This is a genomic window from Pseudomonas sp. S32, from assembly GCF_016648095.1.
Classification (GTDB): Bacteria; Pseudomonadota; Gammaproteobacteria; order Pseudomonadales; family Pseudomonadaceae; genus Aquipseudomonas; species Aquipseudomonas parafulva.
Genome location: NZ_JACVVF010000011.1, coordinates 1 through 14,272, shown reverse-complemented (window position 1 = coordinate 14,272; position 14,272 = coordinate 1). Strand labels below are relative to the sequence as shown.

Below are 14,272 nucleotides of genomic sequence, written 5' to 3'. Positions count from 1 at the left end.
GTTCCCTTTCATCCGAACAAGCCCCGACATGTTCAGACCTCTTTTCGCATTCATTGGCACCCGTTACACCCGTGCCAAACGCCGTAACCACTTCGTCTCGTTCATTTCCCTGACCTCGATGATCGGCCTCGCCCTGGGCGTGGTGGTGATGATCGTGGTGCTATCGGTAATGAACGGTTTCGACCACGAAATGCGCACCCGGGTGTTGGGCATGATCCCGCATGCCACCCTGGAGAGCGGCCAGCCCATCGCCGACTGGCCTGCCCTTGCCCAACAAGTAAAGCAGAATCCTCAGGTGCTGGCCGTAGCGCCCTACACCCAGATGCAGGGCCTGCTGACCCACGATGGCAAGGTGCAGAAGGTGCTGCTCAACGGCATCGACCCTGCCCGCGAGCGGGAGGTGTCGATCATCGACAAGTTCCTCCTGCAAGGCCGCCTGGACCAGCTGGCGCCGGGCGAGTGGGGCATCATGATCGGGGACAAGGCCGCTGCCAAACTGGGCGTGGCCATTGGCGACAAGCTCACGTTCGTGGCCCCCGAGGTCAGCGTGACGCCTGCCGGCATGTTCCCGCGCATGAAACGCTTTACCGTAGTGGGCACTTTCCACGTTGGCGCGGGTGAGATCGACGGCTACCTGGGCCTCACGAACATCAGCGACCTGTCGCGCCTGCACCGCTGGAAACCCGACCAGGTGCAGGGCCTGCGGCTGAAGTTCGATGACCTGTTCCAGGCGCCACGGGTGGCCTATGACATCGCCCAGCGCCTGGGCGACCAGGAATTCTACAGCCGCGACTGGACCCGTACCCACGGCAACCTGTACCAGGCCATCCGCATGGAAAAGGCAATGATCGGCCTGCTGTTGCTGCTGATCGTGGCAGTGGCTGCGTTCAACATCATTTCCACGCTGGTAATGGTGGTGAACGACAAGCGCGGCGACATCGCCATCCTGCGCACACTGGGGGCTACCCCGGGCCAGATCATGCTCATCTTCATGGTCCAGGGCACGGTGATTGGCGTGATCGGCACCCTGATCGGCGCCGGGGTCGGCATCCTTGCGGCGCTGAACGTCAGCGCCGCCATCGCTGGCATCGAGAAACTGATCGGGCACAAGTTCCTCAATGCCGACGTGTATTTCATCGATTACCTGCCCTCGCAGATCCAGGCCCAGGATGTGTACATGGTCTGTGGTGCGGCGCTGGTCCTGAGTTTCTTCGCCACCCTGTACCCGGCCTGGCGTGCCGCCCGCACCCAGCCTGCAGAGGCGCTACGTTATGAGTGAGTCGCGCATGAGTGATAAAGCCGTTCTGAGTTGCCGCAACCTGGGCAAGGCCTACGACGAGGGGCCGGAATCGGTGCAGGTGTTGTCCGGGCTCAACCTGGAGCTGCACCCCGGTGAGCGTGTGGCCATCGTCGGCAGTTCTGGCTCGGGCAAGAGTACCTTGCTCAACCTGCTGGGCGGCCTCGACCGGCCGACCCAGGGCAGCGTCTGGCTGGCCGGTGAAGAGTTGTCGGCGTTGGGGGAGCGTGCCCGCGGCCTGCTGCGCAACCGGGCGCTGGGTTTCGTCTATCAGTTCCACCATCTCCTGCCTGAGTTCACCGCCGTCGAGAACGTGTGCATGCCGCTGCTGATCGGCCGTACGCCCATCCCCGAGGCCCGTGAGCGTGCCGAAGCGCTGCTCACGCGCGTGGGCCTGGCCCACCGCTTCAACCACAAGCCGGCAGAGTTGTCCGGCGGTGAGCGTCAGCGGGTGGCCATTGCCCGGGCGCTGGTCAACCGCCCGGGGCTGGTGATGCTCGACGAGCCCACCGGCAACCTCGACCACCACACCGCTCAGGGCATACAGGAGCTGATGCAGGAGCTGTCGGGCGCATCGCGCACGGCATTCCTGGTAGTGACCCATGACCTGAACCTGGCCCGTCAGATGGACCGCGTGCTGAAGCTCGAAGACGGCCACCTGGTGGCGATCTGACCGATTTGCCGGGGCGGCACTGCCGCCCCGTTTTCCGTTTTTCATTGGGTGTTCTTGCACATGTTCAGACCCTTGCCCATTTTCATCGGCGCGCGCTACACCCGGGCCAAGCGCCGCAACCACTTCATCTCGTTCATCTCGATGACTTCGATGATCGGCCTGTCGCTGGGCGTGCTGGCAATGATCGTGGTGCTGTCGGTGATGAACGGCTTCCAGCGCGAAATGAGCTCGCGCATCCTGGGCCTGGTGCCCCATGCCGCCATCCTTGGCGAGCAGCCACTGGACGATTGGCATAAGGTGGCCGACGCCGCCCTGCAGAACCCGGCCGTGATGGCGGCGGCGCCGATCACCGAGATGGAAGGGATGTTGTCTTACAAAGGCGCGATGCAGCCCATCCAGGTAGGCGGTATCGACCCAGCGCAAGAGAGCAAGGTCTCGATCGTCGGCCAGCACATCGTCCAGGGCCAATTGCAGGACCTGCAGCCCGGCGAGTACGGGGTGGTAATCGGCGAGCTGACCGCCCGGCGCTTTCGCCTCAATACCGGTGACAAGCTGACCCTGATCGTACCGGAAATCAGCACCGAGCCCGGCGGTATAACGCCGCGCATGCAGCGCCTGACCGTGGTAGGCATCTTCAAGGTGGGCGCCGAACTCGACGGTTCCCAGGCCTACATTCATATGGCCGATGCCGCGGCCATGCAACGCTGGGCGCCGGGCCAGGTGCAGGGCGTGCGGCTGAAACTGCATGACCTGTACGCCGCGCCGCAGGTGTCCAAGGCCATTGCTGCGCAACTGGGCGACGGTTACCGCGCCGATGACTGGTCCCACACCCAGGGCAGCCTGTTCAGTGCCATGAAGATGGAAAAGACCATGATCGGCCTGTTGCTGATGATGATCATCGCTGTGGCCGCGTTCAACATCATCGCCACCCTGGTGATGGTGGTGAACGACAAGGGCCCGGACATCGCCATTTTGCGCACCCTGGGTGCCACGCCTGCGCAGATCATGGGCACGTTCATGGTGCAAGGCAGCCTGATCGGGGTGGTCGGCACGCTCATCGGCGGCGTATTGGGCGTGGTTGCCGCGCTGAATGTGAGCCAGATCGTCGGTTGGCTGGAGCGTGTGAGCGGCCAGCACATCTTTACCTCGGACGTGTACTTCATCAGCAGCCTGCCCTCCGAGCTGCAGTGGGGGGATGTGGCGATCATCTGCGCGGCTGGCCTGGTGATGAGCTTCCTTGCCACCCTCTACCCGGCCTACCGCGCCTCGCAGGTGCAGCCGGCGATCGGCCTGGCTGTGTAACCACAGCCGGTACCCCAGGAGGGGCGTGCTGCGCCCCTCTCAGTGCGCTTCTGAGAACGTGATCACGAAGCGTGTCCAGCCGTTTGCACACGCCACCGTAATGTCCCCACCATGGGCTTGCACGATGGACCGGGTGAGCGCCAGGCCCAGCCCCGCATGCTCACCGCTGCCTTCGTGGCGGGCCGGGTCTACCCGATAGAAACGGTCGAAAAGCCGCGGCAGGGCGGCCGGGCTGATGGCCGCGCCGGTGTTGGCCACGCAGATGACAGGCCCAGGTTGCAAGGTCACCTGTACCTGCCCACCGGTGGGGGTGAAGCGCAGGGCGTTGTCCAGCAGGTTGGACAGTGCCCGGCGCAACATCGGCCGGTCGCCGCTCAGCGTGGCCTGCCCTTCGCGGTGCAGGGTCACGTTGTTGTCTTCGGCCAGCGGCGCGTAGAACTCCAGCAGGGCATCTGCTTCATCATGTAGCGCCAGCGGCGTGTGCCCCGGTACCAGCAGGCCATGGTCGGCCTTGGCCAGAAACAGCATGTCGTTGATCATCTGCGCCATGCCCTGCAGCGCTTCGAGGTTGCCATGCAGCGCCTCGTGGTATTCCTCCAGGCTGCGCGGGCGGGTGAGGGTGACTTGGGTGTGGGTGAGCATGTTGGACAATGGCGTGCGCAGCTCATGGGCGATGTCGGCTGAAAATGCCGACAGGCGCTGGAAGGCGTCGTCCAGGCGTTGCAGCATGGCATTCATGGCGGTGGCCAGTTCTGCCAGCTCGTCGGGCATCTGCGCCACCGGCAGGCGTGTGGTCAACGAGCGTGCGCCTACGCTGGCCGCCACCAGGCCCATTTGCCGTAACGGCCGCAGGCTGCTGCGTGCAGCCCAGGCGCCCAGCAGGGCAGTGGCCAGCGCCGACAGGCCCACCGTGAGCCAGATCAGCCGCTGCATACCCTGCAGAAAATGCTGGTGGTGAGTGATATCCAGATACAACGCCACCTGCGGCGACTGCGGGGCGCCCGGCAGCAACGGTTGCGCCAGGCTGCGGTAATCGGTGCCCTGGGCGTGCAAGGTGGCAAGGCCGCCGGGCACCGGCAGTGCAGGTAACCCGTTGCGGCTTTCGAACCAGCGTGTGCCGTCGCTGGCGGTGATGCGCAGGCCCAGGTCGGCCTGGTGACCCAGTTCGGCCCTTAAGGCGGGCAGGCGGGCGCGCAGGTCTTCGGGGCGGGTGACCCCGGCCAGTTGAGCGCGCAGCAAGGACAGCCGGGATTCCAGCAGTTGTTGGTCCAGCTCGATGAAGTGCTGCTCACTGGCGTGGTTGAACAGCAGGCCGGCCCCCAGCGACACGGCGGCTGTGCAGGCGGCGAACAGCAGCGCCAGGCGGTTGACCAGCGATACCTTGCCCATCACGGTGTCCGCTCTTCAAGCACGTAGCCCATGCCGCGCACGGTGTGGATCAGCTTGTTGCCATGGGCGTCGTCGATTTTCAGGCGCAGCCGGCGGATCGCCACTTCGATCACATTGGTGTCGCTGTCGAAGTTCATGTCCCACACCTGCGAGGCGATCAGTGATTTGGGCAGCACTTCGCCCTGGCGGCGCAGCAGCAGTTCCAGCAGGCCGAATTCCTTGGCGGTCAGGTCGATGCGCTGGCCGGCCCGTTCGGCGCGGCGGCGGATTAGGTCCAAGCGCAAGTCGCCAAGGCCCAGTGAGGTTTCGCTGGCCGGGCTGGCTCCCCGGCGCAGCAGGCTGCGCACCCGGGCCAGCAATTCGGAGAATGCGAACGGCTTCACCAGGTAGTCATCGGCACCCAGTTCCAGCCCCCGCACCCGGTCTGCCACCGCGTCACGGGCGGTCAGGAACAACACCGGGGTGCCCAGGCCTGCCTGACGCACGGCCTGAAGGATCTGCCAGCCGTCCCGCCCTGGCAGCATCACATCGAGAATCAACAGGTCGTGGCCGCCGGTGAGGGCCAGGAACTGGCCGGTTTCGCCGTCGGTGGCCAGCTCGGTGGCGAAGCCGGCTTCGTTTAGGCCCTGGCTCAGGTACTGGCCGGTGCGGGCCTGGTCTTCGACGATCAGCAGTTTCATTGCGGGCTTGGGCTCCGGCGTTGCGGGGTATCAAATGATACGTGACCCGGCATGCTCCTAGCCAAACTGACAAAGTTGTAATGTTGCGGTCAGCTTGCTGGCAGTCGCCGCAGTTTAGGGTTTGCGATCATCTGATCGTTGAGTTGTGGAGACGCCATGTACCGCCTGTTGATCGCATCCGCCCTTGCATTGGCCAGCCTGCCTGCGCTTGCAGAGCCTGCGCAACGCTTCCCCTTCGGTGAGCCTGCGCCGGCTGCGAAAGCAACCCGCACCGTCGAGGTGCTGCTCAAGGACATTGCCTTCGAGCCCAAGAGCCTGCAGGTAAAAGCAGGCGAAACCGTGCGCTTCGTGCTGGTGAACGAGGGCCAGCTGCCCCATGAGTTCAACCTGGGCACCAAGGCCATGCACGAGGAACACCAGAAGGAGATGGTGGCCATGCAGGGCAAGCTGTACAGCGCCGCTGGCGGGCATCAGGGCATGGATCACGGGCAGATGGCGGGCCATGCGCAAGGCGCAGAGCAGGCGGGCGGGCATGCCCACGGTGGTGGCAACACCGTGCTGGTGATGCCCGGCCAGCGCGCCGAGCTCACCTGGACCTTCCGCACCTCGGCGCCCATCGAGTTCGCCTGCAATGTACCGGGGCACTACCAGGCCGGCATGGTCGGCCCGTTGACCATCGAGTGACGGGCGCTGCAAGGCGGGGCGCAAAACCGGTAGACTAGGGGCAATTTCGAACTTGCAGGTCAGTTTCCATGCACCCCGCCGCCGAACATTCACCGCTGGGCAAATCCAGCGAGTACATCGCCACTTATTCGCCGCAGTTGCTGTTCCCGATCCCGCGCACCGCCAAGTGGGCGGAACTGGGCGTCACTGCCCAGACCTTGCCATGGCAGGGCGTGGATTACTGGAACTGTTTCGAGCTGTCCTGGCTATTGCCATCGGGCAAGCCCGTGGTGGCAATCGGTGAGTTTGCGATCCCTGCCGACTCGCCGAACATCATTGAATCCAAGTCGTTCAAACTCTATCTCAACTCGCTGAACCAGACCGTGTTCGCGTCGTTCGAGCAGTTGCAGGCGTGCCTGGAAAACGACTTGTCAGCCGCCGCCGGCAAGGCGGTAGCGGTCAGGGTTCGCACCCTGGCCGAGGTCGAGGCGCAGGGCGTGGTGGCGTTGCCAGGGCTGTGTGTGGATGCGCTGGACGTTGCTATCAGCAACTACGAACAGCCTCAGCCTGAACTGCTGCGCTGTGAGACCGAGCGCGTGGTCGAAGAAACCCTGCACAGCCACTTGCTGAAGTCCAACTGCCCGGTGACCGGTCAGCCCGACTGGGGGAGCGTCGTGGTGGAGTACAAGGGCAGGGCGCTGGACCATGCCAGCCTGCTGACTTACCTCATCAGCTTCCGTCAACATGCCGATTTCCACGAACAGTGCGTGGAACGCATTTATCTGGACCTGAAAAACCTGCTGCAGCCGGAGCATTTGACCGTGTACGCACGTTACGTGCGCCGTGGCGGGCTGGACATCAACCCCTACCGCAGCACAACCACCATCACCCCAGCCAACGGCCGCCTGGTGCGCCAGTAGCCTCGCCCGGAGTCAGGGGCGAGCGCGGGTTGCGACCGGGGGCCAAGGCCCCCGGGTAACCTCAGATACCCATGCTGTGCAACGAGTTGGCAATACTGCGCAGCGTGGCCGTAAGGTCAGGGTGCTCCGCCTCGAACCGTTCGATGGCCAGGTTCACACCATCGACCACATTGTTGTCAGCGGTGGCTTCCTCAAGTTTCAGCTGCGCCTCGATCTGGCGCGCTTCTTCGTGCAGCGCGGCCAGCTCTTCATCCGAGAGCGGAACGTTGCGGTCCAGTTGCTCGCGCAGGGTGTTCAGACGCTCTTGCAGTTCGCGGGCAGGCATTGGCTTTTCTCCATCAATGGCTTGGCAAGCCATGGACCTCAGCGAAGCGGCAAAGGTTCTGGCCTGTGTAAAGCGTAATCCACCTGCAGCGGCTTTGCATGACCCGCGTCAAGGGTGCTGTATCAGGGTTTTTCACCCTTGCTCCGGCGCTGGGCGATATGCGCCAGGCAGTTGTCCAGGGCTTCCAGGTGGTCGATCACCGAATGCACCCCCAGGCTGAACAGTTCCAGGGTCGCTTTGCCGCGCGCCGCACCCTGCTGCTGCGCAGTCATGCCCTGCCACTCACGGGCGCTGCGCTCGCAGTGCGGGCTGCAGGCGGCCAGGCCAACCGTCCATAGCCCTGCATTGAGGCCGGCTTGCAACAGCCCAGGTTCGCCGCTGACCAGTACGCAGCCGTCCAGGCGCTGGCTGCCCAGCGCCATCAGTGCCTGCCAGCAACCGTTGGGGGCAGGCCAGCGGGCGCCTTGCTCCCGGTGCCCAGGCAACCAGCCTGGCAGCACATTGGCAAAGGGCTGGCTGGGCTGGCCTGTGAGGTCATCCAGCCAGATGCAGGGCACCTGGCGTTCGCGCAGGTGGGCGAGGGTGGCCAGGGCGCCGGGGGCCGGCGACGGGCCGGTTTCGGCGCTTTGTACCAGGCAGCCGCGCAAGCCGAACAGTACCGCTGTGAAGGCCGGTTCAGCATCCATGGCAACGTCCTCGCAAATAGCCGGCAGATTATTGAAAAAATGTTGCCGTGCTGTGACAGCACGTCTTGAGCAACACTTGGTCACAATAATTCCATATACACTTGCAAAGCTGTTTATCGGCACGCAAGTCTCTATACTGCCGCCTTACAGCAGCGCGACCGGTTGCGCTTGCGGCCGAAAACCCGATGGAGAAACACTATGCGTAGGATCGGTGCCAGTGTGATCGAACGAGTCACCCAGGCCTGTGTCTGTGCCGGCATGTTGCTGGCACCCGTGGCAGCCCCCCAGGCCGCCACCGAGGAAGATCCCTGGGAAGCGGTCAACCGCCCGATCTTCCGTTTCAACGATACCCTCGACACCTACGCGCTCAAGCCGTTGGCCAAGGGCTACCAGTTTGTCACGCCGCAATTTCTTGAAGACGGCATCCACAACATCTTCCGCAACCTGGGGGATGTCACCAACCTGGCCAACAACGTGCTGCAACTGAAGCCGCATGCGGCGGGCGTGGATACTGCGCGAATCATTGTCAACACCACCTTCGGGCTGGGCGGCTTCTTCGACGTGGGTACCAAGATGGGCCTGCAGCGCAGTGATGAAGACTTCGGCCAGACCTTGGGCTACTGGGGTGTGCCAAGTGGCCCGTACGTGGTAATCCCGCTACTGGGCCCGAGCACTGTGCGTGACGGCGTGGCCAAGTACCCGGACACCTTCACCAGGCCCTACCGCTATATCGACCATGTGCCCACGCGCAACTCCATCTTCGCCCTCGACGTGGTGGATACTCGCGCCAGCCTGCTGTCTGCCGAGAAGCTGATTCAGGGTGACAAGTACATCTTCATCCGCAACGCCTACCTGCAGAACCGCGAGTTCAAGGTGCGCGACGGCGAGGTCGAAGACGACTTCTGATGGAGAGGGGGCCGCACTGCGGCCCCTTGGGTCAATGCATGGCCAGAATGCGCAGCCCAAAGGTGTGTTGCCCGTCTGGCTGGCCCGCAATCCACACCACTTCCGTGCTGGCACGCAGGCCTTTGAGTGACGGGTGGTCGGAGTCGATGCGCACTTCCAGCTGATCACCCACCTGAAAGCTTTGTGGCGCCTGCACCTGCATGCCACTGCTGGACAGGTCCAGGCACACGGCGGCAATGACCTGGCCCTCGTGCAGCAGGGTCACCTCGGTATCGATGCGCATGCGTATGAAATCGCGTTTTTCGCTGTGGCTTATGGACGTGTTAGACATGCTGCATCCTTCCGTTAGGGTTGCACTGGTCGGCTTTCTTATAACTCCCGGTGATTTGCCCTGTAAAGAGCGCCCTGGCTGACCGTTACACGCTTGAAACGCCTGGCGGATGGGAGTACCGTCTGCGCCTTACAAGGTCGCTCTGACAGTTGCCGGGCAGGTGTTCTTGGCCTACAACTCAGGTAGAGTGTGAACAAATAGAACTCCCGTAGCTGGCCGTCTGCCTTGCCGACACCGCTGCACCAACCCAAATCGGCGCCGTTCGCCCACATGCAGAAAACCAGTGCAACGCTGCTGATCATCGATGACGACGACGTGGTCCGTGCAAGCCTCGCCGCCTACCTTGAAGACAGTGGCTTCAGCGTTCTCCAGGCTGGCAACGGCCAGCAGGGGCTCCAGGTCTTCGAAGAACACCAGCCTGATCTTGTGATCTGCGACCTGCGCATGCCGCAGATGGGCGGGCTCGAACTGATCCGCCAGATCAGTGCACGCGCGCCGCAGTTGCCGGTGATCGTTGTGTCGGGTGCAGGGGTTATGACCGATGCAGTCGAGGCCTTGCGCCTGGGTGCTGCCGATTACCTCATCAAGCCCTTGGAAGACTTGGCGGTACTTGAGCTGTCGGTACGGCGCGCGCTCGACAGGGCGCACCTGGTGCTTGAAAACCAGCGCTACCGTGGCAAGCTCGAAGCCGCCAACCGCGAACTGGAAGCCAGCCTGCACCTGTTGCAGGAAGACCAGACCGCCGGGCGCCAGGTGCAGATGAACATGCTGCCTGAAAGCCCTTGGGTAGCGGGCGACTTCGCTTTCGAGCACCAGATCATTCCATCGCTGTACTTGTCTGGCGATTTCGCCGACTACTTCCGCGTGGATGAGCGCCGCATCGCGTTCTATCTCGCCGATGTGTCTGGCCATGGTGCATCGTCGGCGTTCGTCACGGTGCTGCTCAAGTTCATGACCACGCGTTTGTTGTTCGAATTCAAGCGTGGCGGCAAGATGCCCGACTTCAAACCGTCGGAAGTGCTCAGCCATATCAACCGTGGGTTGATCAACTGCAAGCTCGGCAAGCACGTGACGATGGTGGGGGGTGTGATCGACGAGGACACCGGCCTGCTGACCTACGCCGTTGGCGGGCACCTGCCCATGCCGGTGTTGCACACCCCGGAGCACACCCGCTACCTCGAAGGCCGTGGCTTACCGGTGGGGCTGTTCGACGAAGCGAGCTATCAGGACCAGGTGATCGAATTGCCACCGCGGTTCAGCCTCAGCCTGATGTCCGACGGTATTCTGGACCTTTTGCCGGGTGCCACGCTCAAAGATAAAGAAGCCGCCCTGCCGGAGATCGTCAGGGCAGCAGGTGGTAGCCTGGATGGGCTGCGTCAACGTTTTGGATTGGCTACGCTTGGGGAGATGCCGGATGATATCGCCCTATTGGTGTTGAGCAGGAACCTTCAATGAGTACCGGTAGAATCCAGTTCGCCGAGCAGAACGGTACCTTCGTACTGAAATTCGTCGGTGAAGTGCGCCTGACCTTGTGTTCTGCGCTGGATGCAACGATCGAGAAGATTTTCACCGCGCTGAACTTCTCGACCATTGTCATCGACCTCACCGAAACCGAGAGCATCGACAGCACCACCCTGGGCCTGCTGGCCAAGCTGTCGATCCTGTCACGCCAGAAAGTGGGCTTGTTGCCGACCGTGGTAACCACCAACCCGGACATTTCCCGGCTGCTGCAGTCGATGGGCTTCGACCAGGTGTTCAACATCGTCGACCGCCCGATACCCTGCCCGGAATGCCTTGCCGACTTGCCTTCGCAGGACCAGAACGAAGAAGTGGTGCGCTCCAAGGTGCTGGAGGCGCACAAAATCCTCATGGGCCTGAACGACTCGAACCGTGAAGCCTTCCATGACCTTGTGAGTGCGCTGGAGCGCAGCTGATCGTTTACCGGCGCTCAAATTCGGTAGCCTCGCCACCGCCCGCATCAAGCTGATAAACCCGCGCCGGGCGCCCGTGCTCGTTAAAGAATACCTGCCCCAAACCTGCCCCGTTCCAGAGCCTTTCGCCGGCCTGGCTGCGGTTGGGTGTGCGTGGCTCAACCTGCATTTCACGGCGCGACGTGAACCAGTTCAGCGGCGACCTTGGCGCGTAGAGCCACCGGTTGAGGCGGTCGAGCACATCTAGCAGGCGCCTGGGGAATTCGTTCTTGATCCCGCTGCTGGTGACCTGCCACAGGTGTGGGCTGTGCTGCCGGTCGCGGATCAACACTTCGTAGACGAATGAGTAGTGCACATCCCCTGACAGCACCACGTAATGCCCAGGTGTGCGCGAGTGGCGGAATATGTTCAGGATGACCTGTGCGGCTTCGCGGTGGGCCATCCAGTTCTCGGCGTCCACCAGCAGGGGATAACCCAGGGTACTGAATACTTTTTGCACGGTCTCGATCAATTTCACGCCAAAGATAGGCGCTGGCGATACGACCACCGCAGAGGGGTGGTCCAGCAATGCCTGCTGCAGTTCGCTCAGGGCCTCCCAGTCCATCAGGCCGGAGGGCCTGGCCGGGTTACCTTCACTGCGCCAGCGGCGGGTGCGGGTGTCGAGCACCAGCAACGGCGGATGGGTGGGCAGGTTGAATTGCCAGCCCTGGAAGCGCAACAGTTCGCCGATCAGCGCATCCTGGTTGTGCGCGTTCATTGATTGGCAGCGTTTGATCAAGGGTCCGCACCCGTCCGGGTCGTTACCCCAGCCTTGGCACACCAGGTATCCCATCAACGCATTGCCGATGATGCGCCGCGAAAGTGGGTGGCCGTAGGCGGTGTGCTCCCACTGCGCCGAGAGGTTCCAGTCGTCGGTGATGTCGTGGTCGTCAAAAATCATCAGGCTGGGCAGGTGAGCCATTGCCCGGGCGACTTGCCCCAGGCGTTCGGCGAACCTCTGCACCAGCGGTAATTCGCGCTGGTAGCGCGTGCGGCATGCAGGGTCGAGGCTCTCGGGCATGTCCAGGTGCACCAGTTGCCAAGGCACGGGCGACCATACCAACAGGTACATGGCCATGACTTCGGCGAAGGTGACCAGGTGGTTGTCGGCGTTGCTGGACGAGAAGATCGGCTTGCGCTTGCCACCGAAAAACCGTGCCCGCAGGTTTTCGTTACGGGCTTGTGCGGGTAGCAGATGGGCGCGGTGGTAGTAGCTGGCTGGGTGGCGGTACAAGGCCTGGCTGTCCGCCACCACTGCGCCATCGAGCTGCTCATCGTGCAACCCCAGCCGTTCGATCAGGGTATGAATGGCTCGCAGCATGGGGCCTGCCACATCGTCGGCGTATACCTGGTCCCCTGTCATCATCAGCACTGCCGGGCGATCTTGGGGATGTGTGCACTGCTCAAGCAACCGATCAGCGCACAGCAGGCCGTCAGCCGCGGGGTGGTGCGGTTTGCGGCAGGAGCCATGCAGCAGGTGATCAAGCCGCCCGCGCAGCACCAGGTTGGGGTGCTGCTGGCCGGGGTAAAGCAGGTGCGGTGCCCAGCTTGCAATACCCTGCCCATTGATCAGCACGTCATAGTCCAGCCACTGGTCGCAGGGCAGCGGCTGCTCGAAGCGAACTTTCAGCAGGTGGATGAACGCCTGCTGCCCCACCGCAACCACCTGGCATTCCACCTTGCTTTCGGTCGAAGGGAACACGACGTCGGGCTGTAGCGGTTGTGTGGCTGCCAGCCAGATAGCCAGGCGCTGAGGCTCCAGCCGGCGAAGTATCGGGCCGGCGAGGACAAGGGGTAGTACAGGAGGCGTGGTCATGTGAGCGAGGGCCGGCCGCACGGGCCTAGTCAGGATTGCAGGGGCAGAAGCAAAACGGGCGGGAAATGCTGAACATTTCCCGCCCGTTAGGCAAACGCGAACTGTGTCAGGCCTTTTCTGCCATCACCTTCTCGAGCTTTTCCTGATCGCGGGCGAATTGGCGAATGCCTTCGGCGAGCTTCTCTGTCGCCATGGCGTCTTCGTTCATGGCCCAACGGAACTGGCTTTCGTTGAGTGCTTGCTTTGGCTCACCGGCATTGCCGGGTTTTAGCACCTGCGGCAGGTCGCCCTGATCGTCGCTGAGTTGCTGCAACAGTTCAGGGCTGATGGTGAGGCGGTCGCAGCCCGCCAGGTGTTCGATCTGGCCAACGTTGCGGAAGCTGGCACCCATCACCACGGTGTCGTAGCCATTGGCCTTGTAGTAGTTGTAGATGCGCGTAACCGACTGCACGCCCGGGTCTTCTGCGCCGGTGTATTCCTTGCCGGTACTTTTCTTGTACCAGTCGTAGATGCGGCCTACGAAGGGTGAAATAAGGAACACGCCCGCATCGGCGCAGGCTTGGGCCTGGGCGAAGGAGAACAGTAGGGTGAGGTTGGTCTGGATGCCTTCCTGCTCGAGCTTCTCAGCGGCGCGGATGCCTTCCCAGGTAGACGCCAGCTTGATCAGCACGCGCTCACGGCCAACACCGGCTTTGTCGTACAGGCCGATCAGCGTGCGGGCCTTTGCCAGCAGTGCAGGCTCATCGAACGACAGCCGCGCATCGACCTCGGTGGAAATCCGCCCCGGGATCGCCTTGAGAATGCCGGAGCCCACCGCCACCGCGAACGCATCGCAGGCCAGGTCCACGTCACCCTTGGCTTCGGCCTTGACCTGCTTGAGCAAGTCGGCATAAGCCGGGATGGCCGCTGCCTTGAGCAGCAGCGACGGGTTGGTGGTGGCATCGACCGGTTTCAGACGGGTAATGGCGTCCAGGTCCCCGGTGTCGGCGACCACGGTGGTGAACTGCTTGAGTTGTTCCAGCTTGGAGGTCATGGGCGTGCTCTGTCCTGTGCAATGACTCGACATTACCCCAGCCCCGAGGGTCGCTCAAGGGCAAGGCTTTACGAGAGGTGACTGTTCGAGTGTGCGCTGGGGGCCAGGTTCCCGCGTGGGTGGGGCGCAGCGCGAAGGCGCAGGCATTTGACCCCGGACGGCAGACTGCTGTTTAGAACGTCTCGGCATAAACAAGCTGGAATCGCTTGCCCGCCCCATACCCCATTCAGCGTAGGAGCGAGCAAAGCTCGCGATGCGCCGCGCGGGCGGCGCTCGATCTC

15 protein-coding genes are annotated in these 14,272 nt (G+C 63.0%); 8 read left to right on the top strand and 7 right to left on the bottom strand.

Features of this window, described 5'->3' with window-relative positions; all coding sequences use genetic code 11:
- Window positions 1–28: 28 nt before the first annotated feature.
- From IAE38_RS08290 to IAE38_RS08280, 3 genes are read left to right on the top strand one after another with little or no spacing between them, the layout of a single operon-like run.
- Window positions 29–1,279 carry a lipoprotein-releasing ABC transporter permease subunit gene (locus tag IAE38_RS08290; RefSeq protein WP_201162769.1) on the top strand — a complete coding sequence of 417 codons (1,251 nt, stop codon included), beginning with the start codon at window positions 29–31 and terminating at the stop codon, window positions 1,277–1,279.
- 7 nt (window positions 1,280–1,286) lie between these two features.
- A complete protein-coding gene (lolD, locus tag IAE38_RS08285) occupies window positions 1,287–1,970 on the top strand; it encodes a lipoprotein-releasing ABC transporter ATP-binding protein LolD (protein WP_174435876.1) in 684 nt (227 codons plus the stop codon).
- 60 nt (window positions 1,971–2,030) lie between these two features.
- Complete coding sequence (locus tag IAE38_RS08280; protein WP_201216971.1) at window positions 2,031–3,272, top strand: lipoprotein-releasing ABC transporter permease subunit; 1,242 nt, start codon at window positions 2,031–2,033, stop codon at window positions 3,270–3,272.
- A 39-nt stretch (window positions 3,273–3,311) separates the two neighbouring features.
- Here IAE38_RS08280 and IAE38_RS08275 read toward each other — a convergent pair whose 3' ends face one another.
- Window positions 3,312–4,661, bottom strand: a complete 1,350-nt coding sequence (locus tag IAE38_RS08275; protein ID WP_236403742.1) for a heavy metal sensor histidine kinase — start codon at window positions 4,659–4,661, stop codon at window positions 3,312–3,314.
- Complete coding sequence (locus IAE38_RS08270) at window positions 4,661–5,341, bottom strand: heavy metal response regulator transcription factor (RefSeq protein ID WP_201216965.1); 681 nt, start codon at window positions 5,339–5,341, stop codon at window positions 4,661–4,663. Before IAE38_RS08270 ends, IAE38_RS08275 begins: the two co-directional genes overlap by 1 nt.
- A gap of 156 nt (window positions 5,342–5,497) precedes the next feature.
- Here IAE38_RS08270 and IAE38_RS08265 point away from each other — a divergent pair, with 156 nt between their 5' ends.
- Together IAE38_RS08265 and queF are read left to right on the top strand one after the other, a co-directional pair.
- Window positions 5,498–6,025: a cupredoxin domain-containing protein gene (locus tag IAE38_RS08265; protein ID WP_201216963.1), complete on the top strand. Its 528-nt coding sequence runs from the start codon at window positions 5,498–5,500 to the stop codon at window positions 6,023–6,025.
- Window positions 6,026–6,093: 68 nt separating this feature from the next.
- Complete coding sequence (gene queF / locus IAE38_RS08260; protein ID WP_201216961.1) at window positions 6,094–6,924, top strand: NADPH-dependent 7-cyano-7-deazaguanine reductase QueF; 831 nt, start codon at window positions 6,094–6,096, stop codon at window positions 6,922–6,924.
- Window positions 6,925–6,985: 61 nt separating this feature from the next.
- Here queF and IAE38_RS08255 read toward each other — a convergent pair whose 3' ends face one another.
- Together IAE38_RS08255 and IAE38_RS08250 are read right to left on the bottom strand one after the other, a co-directional pair.
- Window positions 6,986–7,249, bottom strand: coding sequence for a DUF4404 family protein (locus IAE38_RS08255; protein ID WP_201216959.1), 264 nt, complete (start codon window positions 7,247–7,249; stop codon window positions 6,986–6,988).
- 122 nt (window positions 7,250–7,371) lie between these two features.
- Complete coding sequence (locus IAE38_RS08250) at window positions 7,372–7,935, bottom strand: hypothetical protein (protein ID WP_028632493.1); 564 nt, start codon at window positions 7,933–7,935, stop codon at window positions 7,372–7,374.
- A 198-nt stretch (window positions 7,936–8,133) separates the two neighbouring features.
- Between IAE38_RS08250 and IAE38_RS08245 the strand changes: the two genes are divergently transcribed.
- Complete coding sequence (locus tag IAE38_RS08245; protein WP_201216957.1) at window positions 8,134–8,841, top strand: MlaA family lipoprotein; 708 nt, start codon at window positions 8,134–8,136, stop codon at window positions 8,839–8,841.
- Window positions 8,842–8,872: 31 nt separating this feature from the next.
- On the opposite strand, the gene IAE38_RS08240 is transcribed toward IAE38_RS08245, so the two are convergent.
- A complete protein-coding gene (locus IAE38_RS08240; protein ID WP_060482191.1) occupies window positions 8,873–9,172 on the bottom strand; it encodes a PilZ domain-containing protein in 300 nt (99 codons plus the stop codon).
- Window positions 9,173–9,442: 270 nt separating this feature from the next.
- On the opposite strand from IAE38_RS08240, the gene rssB reads away from it, so the two are divergent.
- Together rssB and rssC are read left to right on the top strand one after the other, a co-directional pair.
- The gene (gene rssB, locus IAE38_RS08235) at window positions 9,443–10,627 is read left to right on the top strand and encodes a two-component system response regulator RssB (protein ID WP_201217094.1); all 1,185 of its coding nucleotides are present in this window, start codon (window positions 9,443–9,445) and stop codon (window positions 10,625–10,627) included.
- Window positions 10,624–11,106 (top strand): anti-sigma factor antagonist RssC, encoded by a 483-nt coding sequence (gene rssC, locus IAE38_RS08230; protein WP_028632497.1) that lies wholly within the window; start codon window positions 10,624–10,626, stop codon window positions 11,104–11,106. Before rssB ends, rssC begins: the two co-directional genes overlap by 4 nt.
- Before the next feature lie 4 nt (window positions 11,107–11,110).
- Here the strand turns inward: rssC and IAE38_RS08225 are convergent, their stop codons facing one another.
- The gene (locus tag IAE38_RS08225; RefSeq protein WP_201216956.1) at window positions 11,111–12,958 is read right to left on the bottom strand and encodes an alkaline phosphatase D family protein; all 1,848 of its coding nucleotides are present in this window, start codon (window positions 12,956–12,958) and stop codon (window positions 11,111–11,113) included.
- A 106-nt stretch (window positions 12,959–13,064) separates the two neighbouring features.
- Window positions 13,065–13,991, bottom strand: a complete 927-nt coding sequence (tal, locus tag IAE38_RS08220) for a transaldolase (RefSeq protein ID WP_201216955.1) — start codon at window positions 13,989–13,991, stop codon at window positions 13,065–13,067.
- Window positions 13,992–14,272 lie beyond the last annotated feature (281 nt).